The following is a 19,745-nucleotide window of genomic DNA, read 5'->3' as shown; positions in this document are numbered from 1 at the left end:
GACCATGGGATATGGCGCGGAATCGATGGCCCGGGATCGCCCCACCCGAGACCGGTGGCGTGGCGGTGCACGGCCACCGGGTCCTGAACTCCCGGCCCGATCTGGCCGTGCAGCTGACCGGGATAACCGCCTACCCTGCCGGAGTATCACTGTGCCTGGTGCTCGAGGCCACCGGCATCCCCGCCGCACGCGCCCGCCACGAGACCCGCCCGCTGACCGACCCCCGCGACGAGTCCGCGCACTGGTCGTATCTGCGGGTGCGGATCAGGATGGACGACATCGCCGGGGACGCCGACCCGTTCGAACCGCTCTCGTGCTCACCACCGAACGGACCGCCGGAGAGGTACCGCACCGCACCGCGCTACTGGATCCCCGGCTACCCGAGCACCGGCGAGCTCACCCTGACCACCGGCTGGCATCAGATCGGCCTGCCCGCCTCAGTCGACGTCCTCGATCTCGGGGTCAGCCCGTTCTCCACCGAAGCCGGCTGACCATTCCAGTGGTCAGCGGGGTGGCTGCGCGAACTTCTCCCATGCCTGATCCCACACCCGCAGCCGGGACCGGACCAGCATCCGGTGCACCCCGACAAGCACCAGCGCGCCGCCGGCGGCGCCGACCGCCCACCACCCACAGGCCGCCGCGATCGCCAGCACCGCGTTCTCGGTGCCCCCTCGGGTCTCGAGGAGGTCACCGTCCGGTCCCACCTGCACGGTGACCGTGTCCCCCGTCCGCGCCTGCGGGTCCGCCGGAACTCGGCCGGTGTGCTCACGCCCGTCCACCGTCCACCGCGCCCAGGACGAGGCACCGGTGTCGGTGATCCGCACCGCCGGCTCCATCTGCGGGTCGGAGCCGGCGTCGATCAGCAGCACCGCCGGGACCGGCCGCGACTGCGCCTGCAGCGCCCGGCTCTGCTGCTGCAGCGAGGTGAACGTTTCGGTGCCCACCGCCGCGCACACCGGCAACCACAACAGCACCAGGGTGAGCACCAGCGCCACCACCGCCGACTCGACCCGATCGGTGCCGCGCATCAACGGGTTACGGCTGCACGGCTGCAGCCGCCACCACCGCACCGGTCCCGGTGCCCGCCCCACCATGGTGTCGCCCCTTCCAATGTTCCCGCGTCGCCTCGGACAGGGACAGTCGACCGGTGTCGTGCACGCTCATCGCGCACCCCTTTCGGGCGGGCCCCGGGCCGGCGCCATCCGGTGGGCCGTGGTGGTCGGGTTACTCCGGATCCTCCTCGACGACCTCGTCCGCGAGTTCCTGGTCCTCGTAGTCCGCCCGACCCTCGTTCTCCGCCCGGTCTTCGTCGTCGAAGGTGACGGTGATGGCCTGCTCGAACCGGTCGGCCTCGGGCACATCCCATCCCGCCTCCGCACCCCCGGGGTCGCCGTCGGCAGGGGTGGCCGGTTGGGTCTGCTCGAACCGGTCGGCCTCCGGCACATCCCAGGCCTCGTCGACGACCGCCGACCCGGTCGGACGAGCCGGTGCAGCGGCGGTGGGGTCGGCGGGCAAGTCTTGGTCGAGGCGATCGGCCTCGGACACGGTATCGAATGCGTCGTCCACGGCACTCACCCTTTCCGTTCGAACCGGGAGATCACCTCCCGTATACCCAACGAAATTCTGGACATATTCTACGATGTCAAAACGAATAAATCTATTGTTGTTGCGAAAGATCGTAGCGATATCGTGGCCCGGGAACCGCCGTCGGACGTGGGGTGGCCGTTGCCCGTTCGGGTGGGCGCCACCCGCTCTTACGGGGTGCGGGCGGCTCCCGCGTACTCACTCGGCAATCTGTATTATCCGCTGGTCATCGTCCTGTCCGTCATCTCGGCGCTGTGGCAGGGAAACCTCGGACACTGGTGAGCCGTTCGGGCGAGCCCGGATCGCGGTCGACCGAACCCGGTCACGATGCCGCCGACCCAGAGTGCAGCGGACAGTGTCTCAGGACGTTTCGTCCGCGCTGCTGGGCGTCCCGCGGGTGGTCGAGGCAGCCAGTAGTCGTTCGCGTGCCGCACTTTCGAGTCCGGGAGGATTCGGGTCGGCAGTGGAGCCGGAGCAAACCGCTTCGCGGCGGCACTGACGCACGATCTGGGCGACCATCGGCAGCGGCACCCGGCCGTCGAACTCGCCGCACAACCGCTCGACCACATCGGCATAGGAGTCGGGCACCACGATCACCACCTCGAGCACACCCCTTTTCACGCGCGTACCCGGACAGGGGGCGGGAAAAACGCAAGCTCGGGGTGCTGGGCAGCGAACGCTCCTGGGCCGCCGGACGAGGTCTCCTCGCAGGTGGGACGGCTGCGACTGCATGGGGTCGAGAGATCCGCTGCAGTACCCAGTTGCGCAGCCGAACCGATCCTCACGGGCTGCGCCTACCTCGAAGACGATCCACACCGTGTCCGCAGAGTGCCCGAGCGCCTCCTCTTCGGCGACCGGGATCTCCCGTTTCCCGTGGTCAGGTCAGGGCGCTGCCGGCCTGCCATTGATCCCACGGCACGGACCAGTCGCCGTTCTGCCACAGCTCGAGCGGGTCGCCGCCGGTGTTGCGGACCTCGACGATGTCGCCGGGCACGGAAAAGTCGTAAAACCAGCGGGCATTGTCCGGACTGAGGTTCAGGCAGCCGTGCGAGACGTTGGTGTTGCCCTGCGCCCAGACGGTGTCGGCGAGTGCGTGCAGGTAGATGCCGTCGTTGCTGATGCGGGTGGCGTGGTTGATCGTTTCTTTGTAGCCGAGGCGGGAGTTCACCGGCAGCCCGTAGGTGGACGAATCCATGATGACCGGGTCGGCCTTGTCGATGACGGTGTAGATGCCCGGCTGGGTCCAGAACGACAAGGTCCGCCCACCGACGACTTCGGTGCCGCCCCGGCCCATCGACGTCGGCATGGTGCGGACCACCTGCCCGTTATTTGTGACGGTGACCTGTTTGGTGGTGTCGTCGGCGACGGAGATGTGGGCGTCACCGATGGTGAACGAGGTGGTCGCGTCCTCCTGCCCGAAGAGACCGTCGCCGAGCGGAATGCCGTACACGTCGGCACGGACGGTGACCCGGGTGCCCGGCGCCCAGTACTTCTCCGGTCGCCAGTGCACGTTCTGATCGTCGGCCCAGTACCAGGATCCGGTCACCGCAGGTGTGGTCTGCACATGAAGTGCCTTTTCGGCCGCGGCTTTGTCGGTGATCGGTTCGTCGAAGTGGGTGACGATGACGATGCCGAAGGTGCCGCCGTCGGTGAGCAGGTTCCCGCCGGTGGTGACGAAAGAGGGTTTGGTCTGATTCCCTGGGGTGATCGTGGAGAACGTGCTGGTCTTCTCGCTCCGGACACCCTGATCGCCGCGTTGACGTTCTGCTTTCCCGACGAGGAGGACAGCACCGTCTTCTGTCCGATGCCGCGCATTTCGCACCCTTTGCCGTGACCTCCGATCCGTGCGCCATCTCACCTGGAGTCCGCCAGCACCCGACTGCGCGCGAAATAAAGCAACGCGGTGGACACTCCACTGCTCTCCGCGCCGGAAAGCGACCGGGACCAGGCAATGGACGCGGGTCAGCCCGGATTCCGCGGCCGCGCGCAGTGACCGCGGGTAGCCTCGACCGTCCACCGCCACCGGGTGTCACATCACCACTTTCGGAAATCCCGGCGAGGACACCCCACCACCGGAATCGGACCCTCCAACCTAGGAAGCCACCGTGATGGTGATCGAGGCGCACCCGGGACACAGAGGGCTCTCGCCGATCTCCCAGCCGTGGACCCGGGCCACCGTGGCAGCGAGCCCCGGTCGGTCGCCCTCCCGCGATCGATACGCGCGATCGCAACGGGCACACGCAAAAACGGTCCGCGGGACCCGCACAGCTCTCACGCGGCCCTCCGGTTACCGAAGACTATCTGCTGCCACCAGTTCGCCAGCGGACTCGGATCCGGCCAGCGCACCGCCTCACCCGTCACGAGCGGATCGTCGGTGGTGGGTTTACCGGACTCGTTCCGGTGTCGATCGTCGTTGCGCACAGCACTGCACCTCCCTCGACTCCGGCGCCCGTCCCCCGACGAGCGCGGTCACTGTGCAGGACAAGAAATTAGCACTCGGCAACCCGCGGTGCCAGCATTTGCCGGAAGATTGCACCGTCAAGCCGGAGTTAGCACTCTCTACAGTGGAGTGCTAAAGTTGCCGGGACGACACCTGAACGGCACGAACATTACTGGCGCAGAGCAGTTCTCCGCACTGCTTCCTCGGTGCGATCCCGCATTCGGCCGCGCACGTGATGGCTGAGAAGTAACCTTGTCGCGCTGGCTCGGGTGTTGGCGCTCTGCCGTTCCTTCGGTCCGACAGGAGGATCATGACCACCCCCGCCCGCCCGTTCCCCGCCGAACCCGCCCGGCGTTCCCCGCTGCCGGCTCACCCGCCCCTCGGGGCAGGAGTTGTCCCTCGCCCGTCCCACGGGGGACGGTTGCCCGATGTGGCGATCATGTTCGGCGCGTTATCCATCGTGACGTTCTGGATGTTCGGATTCGGCATCCTCCTCGGCGCGGCCGCCCTGGCCACCGGGGCACTGGCCGCCCGCCGACCCGACGTCGTCGACCACGGGTCAACCTCCCCCGAGGCGCTCCTCGGCATGCTCGCCGGCGCCTTCGGCATCGCCGCCGGGCTGATCTTCCTCGGCTCCGCACTGCCCAATCTTTGACCGTCGCCCTTTGACCGTCGCCGAGGAGAACGACCAGCATTCGACATCGCCTCATCATCTGCGGCGACGGCCGGGAGCGGGGTGAGCGGTGCGTCAGTGGTGTTCTCGTTCATCCGATCCGCGGCTGCAAGCGGGACCGTCTCGGAGACGGGAACGCTCCCCGGGGGCCGGTCGCCGTCGGGTCTGCCGGGGCGGCGCAAACCCTGCGGGCCGGTCCCGGTCGGCGTCGTCCTCGACTCCGGCGGGGGCCGGGCCCCGCTCGGCGCGCAGGTGCGCGTTGTCGGCTGCCAGGCGGCGGTTGTCGCGTTCGAGTTCCCCGGTGCGGTGCTCGAGGTCGAGCACCCGGCCGATCCCGACCAGGTTGACGCCGGCGTCGATGAGTTCGGCGATCCGCCGCAACCGGGCCAGGTCGAAGTCGCTGTATCGTCGGGTGCCGCCGCCGGTGCGGCCCGGGGTGATCAACCCGTAGTTCTCGTACAGACGCAGCGCCGCGATCCCGAAACCGGAGAGCTCGGCGGCCACCGAGATGCCGTAAACCCCTCGCAGCGACGGCGATTCGGGGTCGTGCACGGGACCGCGCTCGGGTTCTCCAGCCATTCATTGCTCCGATCGGAATTATCTCACACATCCTCTTGCCATAGTCTACGGCAAATGCTATACCAGACCTACAGCACATGCCGTAGATTAACTGGTGGAGTGAAAGGATTTCTGGAGGTGGCCACGATGTTGATGCGCACGGATCCGTTCCGCGACCTGGACCGTCTGACGCAGCAGGTCCTCGGTACCGCGGCCCGGCCGGCGGTGATGCCGATGGACGCCTGGCGTGAGGGCGACCGGTTCGTGGTGGAGCTCGATCTGCCCGGCGTGAACGCGGACTCGCTGGATCTGGACGTGGAGAAGAACACCCTGACGGTGCGTGCCGAACGGTCCGCGCTGGACGAGAACCGGTCGATGGTCGCGGCCGAGCGTCCGCGGGGGGTGTTCAACCGGCAGTTGTTCCTGGGTGAGAACCTCGACACGGACAGGATCGAGGCGAGCTACGACGCCGGGGTGCTGCGGGTGACGATCCCGGTCGCGGAGAGGGCCAAGCCCCGCAAGATCGAAATCAGCAGCAACGGCCACACCGAGCAGAAGGCCGTCAGCGCCTGACCGAAAAAGGGGGTGCCCAGTCGGATCGTCGACAGCGCACCGACCCCGGAGGGGTCGGGAGGGGGTGAAAGACCATGACACCGGCGAACATCCTCGCAGATCACGGAGCCGCAGAAGACAGGGCCGCGGAGGCGGACCCCATCCCGGCACCGGAGTGCCCACGCGAGGTGGTGTGGCCGTGGCACGAGCTCGACTACGCACTGCTCATGGCCGATGCGGACCGCATCCTCGCCGACGCGCTCACGCCGCGGGCGGTGGCCCTGCTCGCCCGGGTGGTCACCACCGCGGCCGGACGCCGGCACCCGCCCCCTCCCGTGTCGGGGCGATGGACGGTGTCGACGCCGGTGGCCCCGGAGATCCGGGCCACGCAGCGATCACCCCCCCCAAAGCGTGAAACCACAACCGCACGAATACTTTCCGTGTCAGACAGGAGCCGAGGGAGGAGGAAGGAACCACGACGAGGGCATCAGTTGACGGGGTTCGCCCGCTGCCACCTCCCGCACCTGTCTCTGCGTCGACGCGGCGCGGCGAACCCCGAGCACCCCGCCCGCGGGAGGTCGAACACCGGTCCCAGCACAAGGCATCGACCGCCTACGCACCGCCTCGACCACCGGTCCTTCGCATCCTCGAAGTCACCGGTGCAGAGGCCCCCGCCAGCCGAACAGGTCAGGTCCCCCTGACGGGGGCTCTCGCGTGCCGCTCACGGGGGTGCATGCCCATATCTCTCGCCTCTCCCATGGTCACCAGGGCAGAGGAATGCCGCCGGCACCTTCCCCGGTGTCAGCGGCTCCTCATCCCCTTCGCCCGGGAACGCTGCGCAGTGCAGGTCTTACCCGGTCGGGGGGTGACAGTGACGCCATATCGCCTCTCGGCAAGTGGTCGCTCGCAACGACTGTTCTGGTGTGGTACACGGGGTATGCGCCACCGTCAGCGTCTTCAACAGTGGACCATCGGGTGGTATTCCCCAGCCAGGGGGCCGCCGGGCAGTGCACGGTCTGCACCGGTCACAGGAGGTCAGTGGGCGTCGTGGAAGGCCTGCTCGATCTCTGTGGGGATGCGGCCCCGGGAGGAGATCTCGTAGCCCTGCTCGATCGCCCACGCTCGGATCTTCTGGGTCTCACCCGACGACCGCCTCACGGTAGCGGGGTTTACCTGCCGGTCCGAGCGGTGTTTGCGGCCCCCGACTCGGGTGGAGTGGGCAATGTAGTACTCGAAGGTCTCCCGGAGTTCCTTTGCGTGCTCGTCCTTGAGATCGATCACGTACTCGACGCCCTCGACGGCATAGTGGATGCTCTCGCCGTCGTCACCGAACACGGTGCCGTCGATGTCGTCGACCATCTCCACTACGACCTTGCGTGCCACAGATTCACTCCTTCGCCGGTACGGACCAGACGACAGTACTGGGCTCAGCGCCCCGATCCGACCACGGGAACTTGGGGCAACCGGCGCCGTGTGGCGCGGGCGCAGTGGGTGGCGCGGCTTCGTCGGCATCGGAGGATGTGTCGTACCCCGTCGCTACGCTGCGCGGTATGGGCGAGAGCGCAGTGTCGAATGCGGCGATTGCCGACGCGGCGGAGAACTGCTGACGCAGAAGGCGGACATGCTGCTCGAACGCCTGGCGGACCGGGTGATGGCCGCTCCCACGCCGGGTTCGAGGGCCTGGTACGCGCACCGGAGCACCGCCGCGAACTCGGTGAAGGAACGGTTGCTGGTGCGGATCGCGATCGCGCACCAGGCGCATTTCGACCTCGCCGAGGACATTGCTCGCGCCCGTGCAGCCGGCGCCGGGTGGGCAGAGATCGGCGAAGCCACCAGCCTGACCGCCCACCAGTCCCGCAAGCGGTGGGACACCACCCCGGCAGCATCGCGCCGGCAGGAAACCGGTCAGCTCGCCATCTGGTGACCCCTGATCGCCGTGGGGCTGGTCTACTACTTAAATCCGCTATCTCACGGGACATTCCAGGTGCCCGCGCCGGGCAGTGCCGTGACGGCAACGCCGGACCGGCCGTCGACCGTCATGGCGGCAACCAGGGTTCCCGAGCCGGTGACGACGGGTGTCGGCTTGACCGCCGGGACCACGGTTCCTCCCACTCCGGTCGACATGTTGCGCCAGTGCACGGTGCAGGAGCAGTAGCCGACGAACTCGGTGATACCCCGCCTCTCCGGGTCGGTGCGCACCGTCACCTGCGTGTAGACGAGGCTGGGGAATCCCGTGGGGAGCGTGGTGATCCCGACTACTGGCACCGGAAGGGCGGTGTCCGCGGGCGCTGCGCTCGCGACCGGTGCGGCGCTGAGGAAGAGGGCACCCAGTCCGACCAGGACAGTGGTGATCGACGTCCGGCGTCCGGGTAGGGCGTGCGAGGTACGGCGTCGCATGGATCTGTCCTCTCGTGAGGACCCTCATTCGGTTCGCTCGCGGACACGCTCGGCGGCGCGGGCGAGGGGTCACCGATGCCGTCGTCACGCTCTCCTCATTCGTTACTGTCCGACCTCACCGGGGACGGACCCGGAACTTCGCCCAGTCGCACCGCGTCCGGCAACCCACACTCCCCGCCAGCCGCCGTGCCAATTATCACTCAAAAGTGATATCATCTAGGTGTGATAATCTCGCGCGGTGGGGAAGTGGACCGTAGAGGTAGGGGCTGATCGAAGAGTGGCTGTTGGCGCTGGATCAGTCGTCGTACGAGCAGGTGGTGGCCGCACTGGAGTTACTCGCGGAGCGTGGACCGCAGCTCGGCCGACCGTTGGTCGACACGGTGAAGGCGTCGCGTCACAAGAACATGAAGGAGCTGCGGCCGGGGTCGAGTGGCCGTTCGGAGTTGCGGGTGCTGTTCGCGTTCGACCCGGAACGGAAGGCGATCCTGTTGGTGGCCGGCAACAAGGCCGGACAGTGGAAGAGCTGGTACAAGGTCAACATCCCGATCGCCGATGCCCGCTTCGCGGCCCGTCTGGACGAGTTGGAAGGTAGGTGAACACGATGGCAAAGAGTCTCGAGCAGTTGCTCGCCGAGCGTCCGGTCGATCGCGGCGCGGTCGAGGCGCACAAGGCCCGCATGATCGACGAGGTGCGGGCGTATCGACTTCAGGAGCTGCGCGAATCGGTGGCGATGACACAGAAGCAGCTGGCCGAGCGGCTCGGAGTCGGGCAGAACCGGGTGTCCAACATCGAGCACGGGGACCTCGAGCGTGTGCAGATCGACACGTTGCGCCGGTATGTCGAAGCCGTCGGCGGCGCGCTGCGCGTCGAAGTCGAACTCGGCGACGAGCGCTTCCAGATCGCGTAAGACCGACGGCCTGGGATAGCCCGGTTGGTGTTCGGCTGGTCTCGGATGACTCATGGTCCGTTCTGGTCGGAGGCCAGTCCGGTGGTGGGATCGTGCTCGCCCGCGAAGGCGGCCTTGGCGGTATTCAAGTAGTGCTCGGCTTCCCCGCGGCTGCGGGCTTGGATGTCGTAGCCGAGGCGGGTGACGATCTCTGCCGGTGTGGTGTCGAACCTGTCCATCGCGTCGTGATCGTCCAGAATCCAGGCAGCGGCCTCCCGCTCGCCGGACGACCAGGGTTCGGCGGCCGTCCACCCGCACCGGTGCACGGCGCGGGCGCGGGCAACCCAGTCGGCGAGCCGATTCCGCCGCAGGGCGTCGACGCCGCCGTTCGCCTCCGCGTCCATCGCCCAGATCGTTTCGACGAGCCGGCCGATCGGCCAGTCCTCGGCCGGGGCAGGGGCGGGCTGCTCAGCCACGGGAGCGGTCGCATCGCCTGCGTCGGAAGCGGGATGTTCCACCGCGCGGAGCGCCTCGGGGAACGTCGTTCCGGGGTGAGTGGCCTGATAGGTGCGGGCGGCCTTCTTCTTCGCGGAATTCTTCGTCATCGCGGCGGTCCAATCACTACGCACGGGCGACGCCCCGCATCCGCCGCCACGGTCAATGACGGATCGGCTGTCGCAGATCCAGCGGACCTTGCCCTCGGGTGCCACCGAAAATGATGATGCGGGCATCACGGCGGCTCGGGGTCAGCCGTGCAACAACCGGCTCTGACCGATGAACCTAGCAGCATCCGACGACATCACCTTCCGAAGCGGTTCAGCATCCACCACCCACCTCGACCGACCGACCGCCTCGAATCAGACGCGTAAATCAGCCGCCGTCAGTCGTTCCCTCGGAACCAGCAGCGCAAGAAGGGCGATGATCAGGCCGCCGCCGGCGAGGTACAGCCCCCACCGATCGGTGAGCACGATGTCATAGTTGTCCCGGAGGTAGTCGCCGACACGCTCATTGAGCCGCCACCCGAAGACCGCGAGAGTGCCGATCCCCACGATCACGCCCAGCCACCCGGCCGCACGTGACCCCACCAGCGCGGCGACCAGCAGCAAGACCGCAGCTCCCAGCAGCAAAATCATCATCGACTTGTAGAAGGTCACGACCTGATTTTCGATCTGCTCGACGGTGACTGCGGTGGGGAAGCCGTCGCGCAGATCGATCAGCGCGACGTCGCCCGGCGCAATGCCCCAGGCGACGGGAAGGAAGGCACCGATCGTGACCGCAATGGCGCACGCGAACAGGACCAGATGGACGAAGGTGCGCATCGGTGTTCTCCTCTGTGTCGGGCGGAGGTGGCGGGGATTTCCGTTACTCGTCCGGTGCCGGTGGCGGGGAAGCGGCCCGGAGCTGATCGAGTGACAGCGACACCGTGGTGCGGCGGACCGCACTGAGTCGCGACCGTGCCACTGCCAGCGCCTCGAAGGTGGTCGACATGCCCAGCGCCCACGGCGCCGATTCGACCGGGGTCAGCCCACACCGCTCGAAGTGGTCCGAGAGCCGGCCGATGGCGCTGTCGAGCGCGGCGATGTGCACCGGATCCGCGTCCGGATCAGCCTCTGGGTCGGAGCCGGCGGCGGACCCGGTGCAGAGCACCGGGTAGGGCCACATCAGCACGAGCCCGGTGGGCAGCATCCGATGAATCGTCTCCGACACCAGCCACGCCCCCAGATCGTGGCCCCGCAGCGGTTCGGTGACGAATGTGATGTTCGGGATCAGGACTGCCTCGGTGACGACGGTCAGGGTCTCGTACTGTTCCTCGACCTGTTCGGCGAGTTGATTGCCGTCGAACAACCCAGCCAGCATCTCGTGATCGCCATCGAACTGGTCCAGGCACAGGGCGATCGGGTCCTCGGTGCCGAGGCGGATCACCGTGAAGTCGAGTGAGCCGACGATCACGTCGTCGGCGTCGTCGATGTCTACCGTCATGATCAGTTCGGCGAACCAGTCCAGGCACGCATCGAGATCACTGTGACCCACGCTCTGGAACCGCACCCGCGGCGACAACAGATCAACGGTGCTACGGCCCTGCTCCTCGGCCAGGTCCGCCAACGCGGCCAGCGACAGTGACACCAGAAGACCTCCTTCATCGAGCGGCCCGAACCCCTGCCACTATCGCGCATCATCGTGCCGCGGCGCCGAACATCACCCCACCCACCGCTTCACCTCGATCGGCTATCCGCAGCCAGGTACGGACCGAGGGTCGATGGTCAAAGTGATGAACGCCGGGCCCACTGGGGAGAATGACCATCCATGAAGCCCAGCCCGGCGTACACGCAGTCGGGGGCTTCGCCCGAAAGGAGAGTGAGATGGACCATTTCGTTCATCTGGTGGGGGATAGCTGGAGCATGTGGTCCCCGTTTCCGCCGGTAGTGACCGCCTGGCTGGTGCGTACGGTGGAGCAGCTGTGGGAGTTGGGGATTCTCAGGCAAGAAACGCACGAGCTCGGCAGTTCCTCGGTTCGACTGCACCCGATGTCGGTCGCTGACCATGTAGCCGTTGGTCGCCACTACGACGCCGTTCGCGGTAGTGGTGAGAGCCGCCGCGGTAACGCGCGGATGCGTTGAGGGTCGGGCTCCCACCCATTGCGTTCGACCTCACCATTGATGACGCCGTGCGCAAGGGGATTCGGTGTATGCAGTGGGTCCGGTTTACCGGTCAGGGGATGATCGGTCAGCGGCTCCCCGAGAATGGCGAGACCGCCGCGGTGCAGGGTCAGTCCGGTGATCGAGGCGACCAGGACAATCGTCTTGTCGTGCACGATGAGGACGATCGTCGAGGCGGCGACGTGATCCGCGCGGAACTTCCACACTCCGCGTCCCCGCTCCCACAGTTCCTGTGGCGTGAGATCCGGGGCGTAACCGATGTGAGTTCGGCCGAGGGGGTCGTCGGTGTCGGCGGGTGCGGAGTCGCCGAGCGTGACCCGCAGTGCCGTGATCCGCGGTGGGAGCTGCTTCGGCCGGAATCGGCCCAGTTCCGACAGCGCTCCGCTCTCGCGGTCCCGGGGAAGGTGGGTGAAGGCGGGATAGTGCCTGTCTGCGAGGTTGACCGGGGGCAGTTCACCGGTCGCGGTGAAGCGTTGTTGCTCGCAGAATTGCACGCGCCGCTCAATATCGTCGTGTAGGGATGCGTCGAAAATGTCGAAGCCGAGCTTCTTCAGCGCCCATCCGATCTCGCTGGCATGCCAGCCGGGAAGATACCCGTCCCGAAAGTGCCCGGCATCTTCCGGCACGACCGAGTGCATCTCCTCCCGGCAGTTCTGCGGCAGTGCGTCGAGGATGCGCAGCATGCACGCGCCGAGCAGACTCGATGTCGGGTAGCTGGGCGTGGGACGATGCTCGACGGTCGCGATCGCGACGTACACGCTGACCATCCGCACGAAGTATGCCTCCACCAGCGGAAAGATCTCATCCCACCACTCGACTGTGTCGGTCGCTTTGCCACAGAACAGGGTGTAAAGGGGGCTGTCATCGAGGAGGCGGACCGCCGCGGCGGTCGAATCGTCAACCGCGTCGAGGATCAGGCGTGTGTGCTCTGTGATCTCGCACTTGTCGCACGGGTGGGCGAGCACACGGAAGGTGGACTCGCTGGGCCGTAGCCTGCGGTGACCGCAACTGTGAACGATGCAGCCGGGAGCTACGCAGTACAGGCAGGCGGTGAGATCCCCCTTCTTCCACCTCGCGTGCGATCGCCGTTGCAGCGGTGTATCTCGCCATTCGTGACCGACGGGACAACGCCACCACAGCATCTCGTGTGAAGAGTTCGTGATCGCATCAAGATCGACCCCAGTATTGCGGGTGGGATGTAGCTGACGAAACAGTTCTGGGTGCTCATCTTTGAAACGCACATGCCCCCTCAAGGCTCACCATCGGTATCACTACCTCTGTTCTATCAAGACCCTCCATACACCCCCGACCGATACGCGCACACGCATCCGACGGTAGGCAGCACATCGCCGTATCCCGGCAGCATCGTCAGCGAGTTCGGAGTACCGATGACGCTTTACCGGCGTCGAGGGTCGAATCGATGCGCTCCGGTCCGCTTGGGAGAATGACCGTCCATGAAGCCCAGCCGTGTAAACGCAGTAGTCGCCGTCGTCGACGTCGACGTCGACGTTGCCTGGTACACGACGTTTTTCGGCCGACCTGCCGACCGTCACTTGCCCGATCTCGCTGAATGGCGGATCACCGGTGACGTGGCCCTGCAACTGGTACTCGATCCGTACGGCGCCGGCAGCTCCATGGTGGCGCTCGAGGTAGACGGCATGGTCGGTGTCCTCGCCGACCTCGAGCACCACGACATCATCCCGGAAACGATCATCGACGGGACAGCGACGATCACCGACCCCGCGGGCAACCGGGTCAGAATTACGGCGCTTAACCCGTAGACGCAAACCGCACAGGAACGCCAAATCCGCTGCAAGAAAGCCTTTTAGAACTACCGATAACGAATATTATGTCAACTCGACTGCTCCGTATTTCATCAGATGCATCATCGGCTTCATGCAGGGAACCGTGGGAGCCGTCCGGATCTAAACGTCGCCGGAGGCGGTGACCTGCGACTTCACGGTCGCGGACAGGTAGGTCGGTCGGCGCGGGTCGCGGTGACACGATGGCTGCGTCCGCATCGGCACCTCAGGTTGCCGCGCGGAGCAGGGACCTTCTCGCTATGATTCATTCGATGAATCATTCGATCATCAGATGAGACCGCCCCGAGGGGGTTCGGTGGGAGTCGACGACAGCGGCCGGGTGCATCTTGTGGATGCCGTTCCGATGCTGCATCCGGAGGAGCAGACAGTCGCCGAGATGCTCCAGGGATGGCGCAATCAGCAGCTGTGCCGCAATCTTCAGCACGCCACGATCGAGCAACGCGAGCGTTGCGTGCGCCGTTTCCTCCACTCCACCAACGAATACCCCTGGCAGTGGACTCCGGCGATGGTCGACGAGTTCTTCGCGGACTTGCGCTCGATACGGCACGCGAAGCAGTCCACCGTCCGCAATTACCAGGTGGCGCTGCGTCTGTTCTGTTCGTATGTAGCGGATCCGACCTACGGGTGGGACCGGGTATGCGAGCAGCGATTCGGCACGCATCCGAGTCAGGTCTTCTTCGACTGGAACACCGCGCAGCACGTGCAAGACAACGAGTCGGGTCCGTCCAAGCGCGCCTTCACCAAACCGGAGTTGCAGGCGTTGTTCGACCGCGCGGACGACGAGGTCGCGCGGATAGCAGCGTCCGGACGGAAGGGGTGGCTCCCGGCCTACCGAGACGCCACGATGTTCAAGCTCGCCTACGCCTTCGGATTGCGGTTCAACGAGATCCGCCACTTGCAGACCGTCGATTTCGCCCGGAACCCGCACGCCCGAGAGTTCGGTCGATACGGCCTGGTCCACATCCGGTATGGCAAGGCCAAACCCGGTTCGGCACCGAAACGGCGCAGCGTCCTGACGGTCTTCGACTGGACCTCCGAAGTCGCCGCGGATTGGCTCGCCAATGGGCAGCGGCACCTCGACGACGGTATCGACGTGTTTCCCAGCGAACGCGGGACCCTCGTCGCCGAGAACACTGTGCTGCGACGGTTTCGGCGGTATTGCACTGAACTGAACCTCGAGCCCGGGCTCGACTTGCACTCGCTGCGTCGTTCCTACGCCACCCACCTCATCGAGGACGGCTGGGACGCTCTGTTCGTGCAACAACAGATGGGCCATGACCACGCCGGCAGCACCGCCATCTATACATGCGTGTCCAGTGACTTCCGTATCCGCACGTTGCGTCGTGCTCTCGACGCCTCGATGGATGCCGCACTCTCCGACGAAGGACGATTTTCGTGAAGCGCACCGTTGACTACACCTGGCGGCTGGCAGAACTCATGGCCGCGCGCGGGCTGCACAACAGCACCGACCTGATGCCCCTGCTGCACGAACGTGGAATTGAATTGTCCCGCCCCCAGGTCTACCGGTTGGTCACCCAGCGCCCGGAACGTGTTTCGCTGCAGATGGTCGCAGCGCTCTGCGACATCTTCGGCTGCGGAGTTGATGACCTGGTCACCGTGACCGCCACCGACACCCGACGCAAGCGCGCCGCCTCCACCGCGGACGTGGTCGAAATGAACAAGGCGGCCCGCCCGAGACGAGCCCGCGTGATCTCCGATGATTGAGGTGACGCCCCGGTCGACGCGCCGGGGCCGCCCTCGCACCACCGGTGATGCCAGTTGTGATCGATGCGGTCGGCAGGTAGGCAGGATCCGCGCCCGCTGGCCCGACGGCGCAATCTGCGGCACCTGCTTCTACGCGGCGATGCGCACGCACGGTCACTGTCCGATCTGCGGGTTGGAGCGGTTGCTACCCGGCCGCCTCGATTCCCACGACGGCCCGATCTGCGGACCATGTGCCGGCATCACCGACGACCTCGCCTGCTCCCGATGTGGTGTCGAGGCCGAGCACTACCGCCGGAGCATCTGCGCTCGCTGCGCTCTTCGGGACGACCTCACAGAACTGCTGGTCGTCGATTCGGCGGATCCCGGTGCGATGACCGCTTTTGTGGATGGGCTGTGCCGTGACGAGCGCCCCGAGAGCCTGATCACATGGATGCGACCGGCCCAGGTACGAGAGATGTTGCGCAAGCTGGCGGTCGGTACGATCTCGATGAGTCACGAAGGGATCGACGAGCTCGGACACGGCCATCGAGCGTCCCACCTCCGGGGTCTGCTCGAGCATCATGGTCTCCTACCCGAACGCGACGCCTATCTCGCCCGCTTCGAGCACTGGCTGCGGGTCAAGCTCGATGCCATCGGCGAGGCGGCCGTGCGGCAACCCGTCGAACAGTTCGCTACATGGCACCACCTTCGGCGGATCCGCGACATCTCGGCCACCGGATCCTCGACGCGCGGTCCTGTCCACGCGGCCAAACAAGAGATTGCCGAGACAATCAAGTTCTTGGACTGGCTACTCGCTGCCCACGGACGCGTCGCCTCGACATGCAACCAACGCGACGTCGATGAATGGCTGGCTGTTGGACCGACCACCCGCCATTGCATCCGAACGTTCTTCGTCTGGGCTCGACGTGCGCGGGTCAACACCACCATCCTGATCAGCCCCCGCCGTGCCCGCTCCTCCCCCACCATCACCCAGGACCAACGGATCGCCTGGCTGCGTGAACTGCTGACCGGTAACAGCGAATCCCTGCCTTATCGGATCGCCGGCACACTGCTGCTCCTCTACGCTCAACCAATCGCGAGGATCGCATCCCATCGCACGTCCGACGTCCTCCTGGCGTCAGACGGTCCATATCTTGTCCTCGGCACACATCCTGCGCCCATTCCGGCGCCGTTCGCGGGCATGCTCACCGAACACCTCGCGCAACGGCCCAACCTGCATGCGGTCCGAGATGGCGACTCGGAGTGGCTCTTTCCCGGCCGCACGCCCGGCCGTCACCTGCACCCGAACACGATCATGGACCGGTTGCGCGCCCTCGGTATCGATCTCCTCGGTGCTCGCACCACAGCGATCCGCACATTGGTGTCTGAGGTGCCTGCTCCGGTCGTGGCGGACATGCTCGGCTACAGCCAGCAGATCGCACATCGCCATGCCGCTGAAGTGGCGCAACCTTGGGCCGGATACGCCGCGGACCACAGATGAAAGGAACAAAATGACTGACGCAAATCAGGGCACCTGGAACAGCTGGAGGAAAGTTCCGGAGGGTGTGGTGTATCGAAGTACCGGTCCGTGCTGGTATCCGTACGTGAACCGTGGAGGCGTCCGATACCTGGCTACCACTGGTGTGGAGTCCATCATGAATGACGCGGATATGGACGAGCTGGCACCGTTCCAGGAGGTGTCCGAGCGCACACAGAATGTCCTGCGCCGCCGAGCGACCGTTGACAGATGAAACTCACGCCTAACGACAGTCATCATTCGGAGTCCACATACGCACGGACCGAATATGCGGGGTTACCAGTAAGGCCCTCCACATTTCATCCGTTCGGCCCGGATGCCCGGTGTTCCTCGCTGTCGGGGGCGTCGGAGATGAGGTTGAGGCCGTTCCCGAAGTAGATGACGTCGAGCAGAAGGGCCGATTCCCACGACCCCGATCGGCCCGCTGTCATGGTCGCGTCGCCGTAGTCGGCGGACTCGGCTGGTCGTTCGAGCCAACCGTGCTCACGTTGAGTTACGCGTGCAATCCGCGAGTTGCTAGCGGATTCCGATACTCGTCGGCCAGTAGGCAACCGACCCACATCTTTCTGCACCGTTGAACACACCCAACCGGCGATCTTCACCGGACGGGTCAAACGGCAATCCGCCAGCTCAGACCGATGCCGGTGAACGGCCCTTTTCGGAACCCTGATCGGTCGACACCACTGCCGTCATTGCGAACCCGAACAGCCAGCATTCGACACCGCCTGCAGCGTCTGCGGCTGCGTCACCGGCGACGGCGACTGGTGACGGGCACCGACCTGCTGGGCCACGTGTGGCGTCCGCTCAGCGGTGGCCGATGTAGTTGGCCTCCGCACCTTCGGGGGCTGGAAGGTCAAACAAACGCGCCAGGACCTGGCTGGCAGGGTTGTTCGCCGGCATCGCGCTGTCTTCGGGCAGGGCTCCGCCCGAAATCATCAGACGGCCAATCCGAGCCATGATGATCGCGAGGCGGTAGGCGGCGAATCGCTCGTAGTAGTCGACATCTGCCGCACTGCGGCCCGTGAGCTCGCGATACCGCGCGATCACGGCGTCGCGGGTCGGAAGCCCTTTCAGCAGCGGAACCCCGATGCCTTCCGAGTAGTACCGCACGAAAAGAACGAACCACCCGAGGTCCAGCTGAGGGCTGGCAATGGTCGCCATCTCCCAATCGAGGACCGCCGCTACGGACTGGTCAGCGCCGAAGATGATGTTCCCCAGCCGGGCGTCGCCCCAACAAAGCACCAGCTCATCGTCGTCGGGACGGTGCTCCTCGAGCCATTCGTATGCCGCCTCGATGTTGGCGATCCGACCGGACTCTGCCGTCCAGTCGTAGAACTGGCGCCACTCGGCGAGCTGGTGCGCGATCCCGGGCTCGCGGAACTCACTGCTGTGCAAGAACTCGACCCCGAGCACCTTGGGGTCGGCGTCGTGGAGTTCGGCCAGTGCGCCCAGCGCGTTGTCGAATAGGCGTCCCCGCTCAGCAGGCGAGAGATCCACAACCCAGCCCTCGGAAACGAATGGCGGATCGTCCCCCGGGACCCGACCATCGACGCGGTCCATCACAAGGAACGGGCCACCCAGCAGCGCCGGATCGTCTTCGAGCCAGCGAACCCGGGGCACCGGGACCGCGGTGTGCTCGGCAACTGCCGTGAGTAGCGCGAACTCTGCCGCCAGGTCGGGCTCCCGGAAAATCCCGGGGGTGGCGGGCGTGACTCGCGCCACAAGATCGAGCTCGCGTCGCCTCCCCTCCGCGTCGTAGCTGACCGAGAACAAGATTGTGGTCATCGACATTCCTGCCGAGGCTGGGATCGAGATCGCCGGGATCTCGACGTTCGACGCGCCGTCGAGCTTTTTCGACAACCAATGCGTCAGGGTTGTCCTGGTCGCGGTCTCATCCAAGTGGTTGAGCACAGCCATGGTGTGGTCCTTTGGTTCGTGCCGCAGACAGCGGCGCCGGGGGTCAGGGTCAGGGCGTCGCCACGACGCCCCGGATTACTTGGCGGTGATGTGCGCGATGTAGTCCGGCGGCCAGAGGAAGTCGAGGAAGACGGTGCCCGGTCGACCGCCGACCTCCCCTCGGACCATCGCTTCGACAAGAGTCGCGTTCGGATCTACGGGGAACGCGATGTCAGAGAACGTCTGGCCGGTCACCGTCGTCCTCCGGCCCGTCTCGTCGACGACGCGCAGCTCCACCGTTTGCTGGACCCATCGTTCGTCGTAGGTGACATCCCAGTCCGCAGAGTGGACTCCGGACCGGACGCCGTCGCGGTATACGTAGCCGGCGAGGTGTCTCTCGCCATAGGCCTGAAGATCGAAGACGTGGACCGCCGTGTCCTCCGCTTGGCTTTCGAGCCACTTGTAGTGCTGCACGGCGCCCCAGTCCCGCGTCCCCCAGGAATGGTCGTGGTGGCCGAGTGCCTCGAACGGGATCGACCGATCGTCGATTCGAAGCCGGCCGGATACCCGACCGCTCTGCTCCATACGGTCGTCAGCAAAGTACGACGGGCATCCGCTCGGGGCCTCGGAGTAGAGGTACCGCTCGTGCATCGGATGGAATTCGATCTCGACGTCGATCCGATCGCCCGCGAAGCTGACCGTCGTCCCCTCATTGCTGGGCTGCATCGAGGCGGACAGCGGACCGACCGTCCACGCGTCGAACCCCTGGTCGGCTGGGACCTGGATGCCGTCGGCAATCTCGAAGATGGCCGATCCATCGGGGTTTCCGCCGTAGATCCACGCGGCACAGCCCGCGACGCTCTGCGCGTCGACCCAGGTGTAGACGAGGCCGACCAGTCCTTGATCGGGCAGTTTGACGTTGTAGAGGAACGATTCTCGCGCCACATCCTCCGGCCGGAGGATGTGGCGGGCGAAGTGCTCGGTCGACGTGACGGTGGACGCCATGAGTCTCCTCGGTTGGTTCGGGATCGTGTCGCC

The 19,745-nt window shown here is 66.0% G+C and carries 26 protein-coding genes; 11 read left to right on the top strand and 15 right to left on the bottom strand.

What is annotated here, in order from left to right; genetic code table 11:
• Positions 1-11 precede the first annotated feature (11 nt).
• Positions 12-491, top strand: coding sequence for a hypothetical protein (locus H0B43_RS37250; protein WP_185730320.1), 480 nt, complete (start codon positions 12-14; stop codon positions 489-491).
• A 12-nt stretch (positions 492-503) separates the two neighbouring features.
• Here the strand turns inward: H0B43_RS37250 and H0B43_RS37245 are convergent, their stop codons facing one another.
• Both H0B43_RS37245 and H0B43_RS37240 read right to left on the bottom strand, forming a co-directional pair.
• Entirely contained in the window at positions 504-1,094 is a 591-nt protein-coding gene (locus tag H0B43_RS37245; protein WP_185730321.1) for a hypothetical protein, read from the bottom strand.
• Positions 1,095-1,224: 130 nt separating this feature from the next.
• Positions 1,225-1,566, bottom strand: a complete 342-nt coding sequence (locus H0B43_RS37240; protein WP_312034096.1) for a hypothetical protein — start codon at positions 1,564-1,566, stop codon at positions 1,225-1,227.
• 123 nt (positions 1,567-1,689) lie between these two features.
• Between H0B43_RS37240 and H0B43_RS37235 the strand changes: the two genes are divergently transcribed.
• Positions 1,690-1,866, top strand: coding sequence for a hypothetical protein (locus H0B43_RS37235; RefSeq protein WP_185730323.1), 177 nt, complete (start codon positions 1,690-1,692; stop codon positions 1,864-1,866).
• 78 nt (positions 1,867-1,944) lie between these two features.
• Here H0B43_RS37235 and H0B43_RS37230 read toward each other — a convergent pair whose 3' ends face one another.
• From H0B43_RS37230 to H0B43_RS37220, 3 genes are all read right to left on the bottom strand, one after another.
• Entirely contained in the window at positions 1,945-2,205 is a 261-nt protein-coding gene (locus H0B43_RS37230) for a hypothetical protein (protein ID WP_312034098.1), read from the bottom strand.
• Between the two features lie 256 nt (positions 2,206-2,461).
• Positions 2,462-3,406, bottom strand: coding sequence for an Ig-like domain-containing protein (locus H0B43_RS37225; protein WP_312034099.1), 945 nt, complete (start codon positions 3,404-3,406; stop codon positions 2,462-2,464).
• A gap of 449 nt (positions 3,407-3,855) precedes the next feature.
• A complete protein-coding gene (locus tag H0B43_RS37220; RefSeq protein ID WP_185730324.1) occupies positions 3,856-4,005 on the bottom strand; it encodes a hypothetical protein in 150 nt (49 codons plus the stop codon).
• Positions 4,006-4,334: 329 nt separating this feature from the next.
• On the opposite strand from H0B43_RS37220, the gene H0B43_RS42165 reads away from it, so the two are divergent.
• The gene (locus H0B43_RS42165) at positions 4,335-4,679 is read left to right on the top strand and encodes a hypothetical protein (RefSeq protein WP_252190336.1); all 345 of its coding nucleotides are present in this window, start codon (positions 4,335-4,337) and stop codon (positions 4,677-4,679) included.
• 93 nt (positions 4,680-4,772) lie between these two features.
• Here the strand turns inward: H0B43_RS42165 and H0B43_RS37210 are convergent, their stop codons facing one another.
• Complete coding sequence (locus H0B43_RS37210; RefSeq protein WP_185730325.1) at positions 4,773-5,276, bottom strand: MerR family transcriptional regulator; 504 nt, start codon at positions 5,274-5,276, stop codon at positions 4,773-4,775.
• 126 nt (positions 5,277-5,402) lie between these two features.
• On the opposite strand from H0B43_RS37210, the gene H0B43_RS37205 reads away from it, so the two are divergent.
• A complete protein-coding gene (locus H0B43_RS37205; RefSeq protein ID WP_185730440.1) occupies positions 5,403-5,828 on the top strand; it encodes an Hsp20/alpha crystallin family protein in 426 nt (141 codons plus the stop codon).
• Positions 5,829-6,842: 1,014 nt separating this feature from the next.
• Here the strand turns inward: H0B43_RS37205 and H0B43_RS37200 are convergent.
• Positions 6,843-7,190: an Lsr2 family protein gene (locus tag H0B43_RS37200; protein ID WP_185730326.1), complete on the bottom strand. Its 348-nt coding sequence runs from the start codon at positions 7,188-7,190 to the stop codon at positions 6,843-6,845.
• A gap of 238 nt (positions 7,191-7,428) precedes the next feature.
• On the opposite strand from H0B43_RS37200, the gene H0B43_RS37195 reads away from it, so the two are divergent.
• The gene (locus H0B43_RS37195) at positions 7,429-7,731 is read left to right on the top strand and encodes a hypothetical protein (protein ID WP_252190337.1); all 303 of its coding nucleotides are present in this window, start codon (positions 7,429-7,431) and stop codon (positions 7,729-7,731) included.
• Positions 7,732-7,775: 44 nt separating this feature from the next.
• Here the strand turns inward: H0B43_RS37195 and H0B43_RS37190 are convergent, their stop codons facing one another.
• Positions 7,776-8,204 (bottom strand): hypothetical protein, encoded by a 429-nt coding sequence (locus H0B43_RS37190; RefSeq protein WP_185730327.1) that lies wholly within the window; start codon positions 8,202-8,204, stop codon positions 7,776-7,778.
• 284 nt (positions 8,205-8,488) lie between these two features.
• Between H0B43_RS37190 and H0B43_RS37185 the strand changes: the two genes are divergently transcribed.
• Together H0B43_RS37185 and H0B43_RS37180 are read left to right on the top strand one after the other, a co-directional pair.
• On the top strand, positions 8,489-8,800 hold the full coding sequence (locus H0B43_RS37185) for a type II toxin-antitoxin system RelE/ParE family toxin (protein WP_252190338.1): 312 nt from the start codon (positions 8,489-8,491) through the stop codon (positions 8,798-8,800).
• A 5-nt stretch (positions 8,801-8,805) separates the two neighbouring features.
• On the top strand, positions 8,806-9,111 hold the full coding sequence (locus H0B43_RS37180; protein WP_037232153.1) for a helix-turn-helix domain-containing protein: 306 nt from the start codon (positions 8,806-8,808) through the stop codon (positions 9,109-9,111).
• 50 nt (positions 9,112-9,161) lie between these two features.
• Here H0B43_RS37180 and H0B43_RS37175 read toward each other — a convergent pair whose 3' ends face one another.
• From H0B43_RS37175 to H0B43_RS37160, 4 genes are all read right to left on the bottom strand, one after another.
• Positions 9,162-9,695, bottom strand: coding sequence for a hypothetical protein (locus tag H0B43_RS37175; protein ID WP_185730328.1), 534 nt, complete (start codon positions 9,693-9,695; stop codon positions 9,162-9,164).
• A 252-nt stretch (positions 9,696-9,947) separates the two neighbouring features.
• Complete coding sequence (locus H0B43_RS37170) at positions 9,948-10,409, bottom strand: hypothetical protein (RefSeq protein WP_185730329.1); 462 nt, start codon at positions 10,407-10,409, stop codon at positions 9,948-9,950.
• Between the two features lie 43 nt (positions 10,410-10,452).
• Complete coding sequence (locus tag H0B43_RS37165; protein ID WP_185730330.1) at positions 10,453-11,214, bottom strand: hypothetical protein; 762 nt, start codon at positions 11,212-11,214, stop codon at positions 10,453-10,455.
• Positions 11,215-11,650: 436 nt separating this feature from the next.
• Positions 11,651-12,988, bottom strand: coding sequence for a zinc-ribbon domain-containing protein (locus tag H0B43_RS37160; RefSeq protein WP_185730331.1), 1,338 nt, complete (start codon positions 12,986-12,988; stop codon positions 11,651-11,653).
• 213 nt (positions 12,989-13,201) lie between these two features.
• On the opposite strand from H0B43_RS37160, the gene H0B43_RS37155 reads away from it, so the two are divergent.
• The 4 genes from H0B43_RS37155 to H0B43_RS37140 all read left to right on the top strand — a co-directional run bounded on the left by H0B43_RS37155 (position 13,202) and on the right by H0B43_RS37140 (position 16,775).
• Complete coding sequence (locus H0B43_RS37155) at positions 13,202-13,528, top strand: VOC family protein (RefSeq protein WP_185730332.1); 327 nt, start codon at positions 13,202-13,204, stop codon at positions 13,526-13,528.
• Positions 13,529-13,865: 337 nt separating this feature from the next.
• Positions 13,866-14,969, top strand: a complete 1,104-nt coding sequence (locus tag H0B43_RS37150; RefSeq protein ID WP_172653183.1) for a site-specific integrase — start codon at positions 13,866-13,868, stop codon at positions 14,967-14,969.
• Positions 14,966-15,295, top strand: a complete 330-nt coding sequence (locus tag H0B43_RS37145) for a helix-turn-helix transcriptional regulator (protein ID WP_016881978.1) — start codon at positions 14,966-14,968, stop codon at positions 15,293-15,295. Before H0B43_RS37150 ends, H0B43_RS37145 begins: the two co-directional genes overlap by 4 nt.
• A 139-nt stretch (positions 15,296-15,434) precedes the next feature.
• Positions 15,435-16,775: a hypothetical protein gene (locus H0B43_RS37140; RefSeq protein ID WP_016881977.1), complete on the top strand. Its 1,341-nt coding sequence runs from the start codon at positions 15,435-15,437 to the stop codon at positions 16,773-16,775.
• Positions 16,776-17,110: 335 nt separating this feature from the next.
• On the opposite strand, the gene H0B43_RS42655 is transcribed toward H0B43_RS37140, so the two are convergent.
• From H0B43_RS42655 to H0B43_RS37130, 3 genes are all read right to left on the bottom strand, one after another.
• Complete coding sequence (locus tag H0B43_RS42655) at positions 17,111-17,242, bottom strand: hypothetical protein (RefSeq protein WP_282555519.1); 132 nt, start codon at positions 17,240-17,242, stop codon at positions 17,111-17,113.
• Between the two features lie 373 nt (positions 17,243-17,615).
• Positions 17,616-18,728, bottom strand: a complete 1,113-nt coding sequence (locus tag H0B43_RS37135) for a phosphotransferase family protein (RefSeq protein WP_185730333.1) — start codon at positions 18,726-18,728, stop codon at positions 17,616-17,618.
• 75 nt (positions 18,729-18,803) lie between these two features.
• A complete protein-coding gene (locus H0B43_RS37130; protein WP_185730334.1) occupies positions 18,804-19,712 on the bottom strand; it encodes a hypothetical protein in 909 nt (302 codons plus the stop codon).
• Between the last annotated feature and the right edge of the window lie 33 nt (positions 19,713-19,745).

This window comes from Rhodococcus sp. 4CII, assembly GCF_014256275.1.
Classification (GTDB): Bacteria; Actinomycetota; Actinomycetes; order Mycobacteriales; family Mycobacteriaceae; genus Rhodococcus_F; species Rhodococcus_F wratislaviensis_A.
This window is presented reverse-complemented; position numbering and strand designations above follow the sequence as displayed.

Bases quoted from the DNA above. Each gene is read 5' to 3' on its own strand.
- H0B43_RS37170 (WP_185730329.1), bottom strand. From the start codon at position 10,409: ATGCGCACCTTCGTCCATCTGGTCCTGTTCGCGTGCGCCATTGCGGTC.
- H0B43_RS42165 (WP_252190336.1), top strand. From the start codon at position 4,335: ATGACCACCCCCGCCCGCCCGTTCCCCGCCGAACCCGCCCGGCGTTCC.
- H0B43_RS37205 (WP_185730440.1), top strand. From the start codon at position 5,403: ATGTTGATGCGCACGGATCCGTTCCGCGACCTGGACCGTCTGACGCAG.
- H0B43_RS42655 (WP_282555519.1), bottom strand. From the start codon at position 17,242: ATGACAGCGGGCCGATCGGGGTCGTGGGAATCGGCCCTTCTGCTCGAC.
- H0B43_RS37245 (WP_185730321.1), bottom strand. From the start codon at position 1,094: ATGGTGGGGCGGGCACCGGGACCGGTGCGGTGGTGGCGGCTGCAGCCG.
- H0B43_RS37175 (WP_185730328.1), bottom strand. From the start codon at position 9,695: ATGACGAAGAATTCCGCGAAGAAGAAGGCCGCCCGCACCTATCAGGCC.
- H0B43_RS37135 (WP_185730333.1), bottom strand. From the start codon at position 18,728: ATGGCTGTGCTCAACCACTTGGATGAGACCGCGACCAGGACAACCCTG.
- H0B43_RS37130 (WP_185730334.1), bottom strand. From the start codon at position 19,712: ATGGCGTCCACCGTCACGTCGACCGAGCACTTCGCCCGCCACATCCTC.
- H0B43_RS37195 (WP_252190337.1), top strand. From the start codon at position 7,429: ATGCTGCTCGAACGCCTGGCGGACCGGGTGATGGCCGCTCCCACGCCG.
- H0B43_RS37140 (WP_016881977.1), top strand. From the start codon at position 15,435: ATGCGCACGCACGGTCACTGTCCGATCTGCGGGTTGGAGCGGTTGCTA.
- H0B43_RS37155 (WP_185730332.1), top strand. From the start codon at position 13,202: ATGAAGCCCAGCCGTGTAAACGCAGTAGTCGCCGTCGTCGACGTCGAC.
- H0B43_RS37210 (WP_185730325.1), bottom strand. From the start codon at position 5,276: ATGGCTGGAGAACCCGAGCGCGGTCCCGTGCACGACCCCGAATCGCCG.
- H0B43_RS37180 (WP_037232153.1), top strand. From the start codon at position 8,806: ATGGCAAAGAGTCTCGAGCAGTTGCTCGCCGAGCGTCCGGTCGATCGC.
- H0B43_RS37250 (WP_185730320.1), top strand. From the start codon at position 12: ATGGCGCGGAATCGATGGCCCGGGATCGCCCCACCCGAGACCGGTGGC.
- H0B43_RS37190 (WP_185730327.1), bottom strand. From the start codon at position 8,204: ATGCGACGCCGTACCTCGCACGCCCTACCCGGACGCCGGACGTCGATC.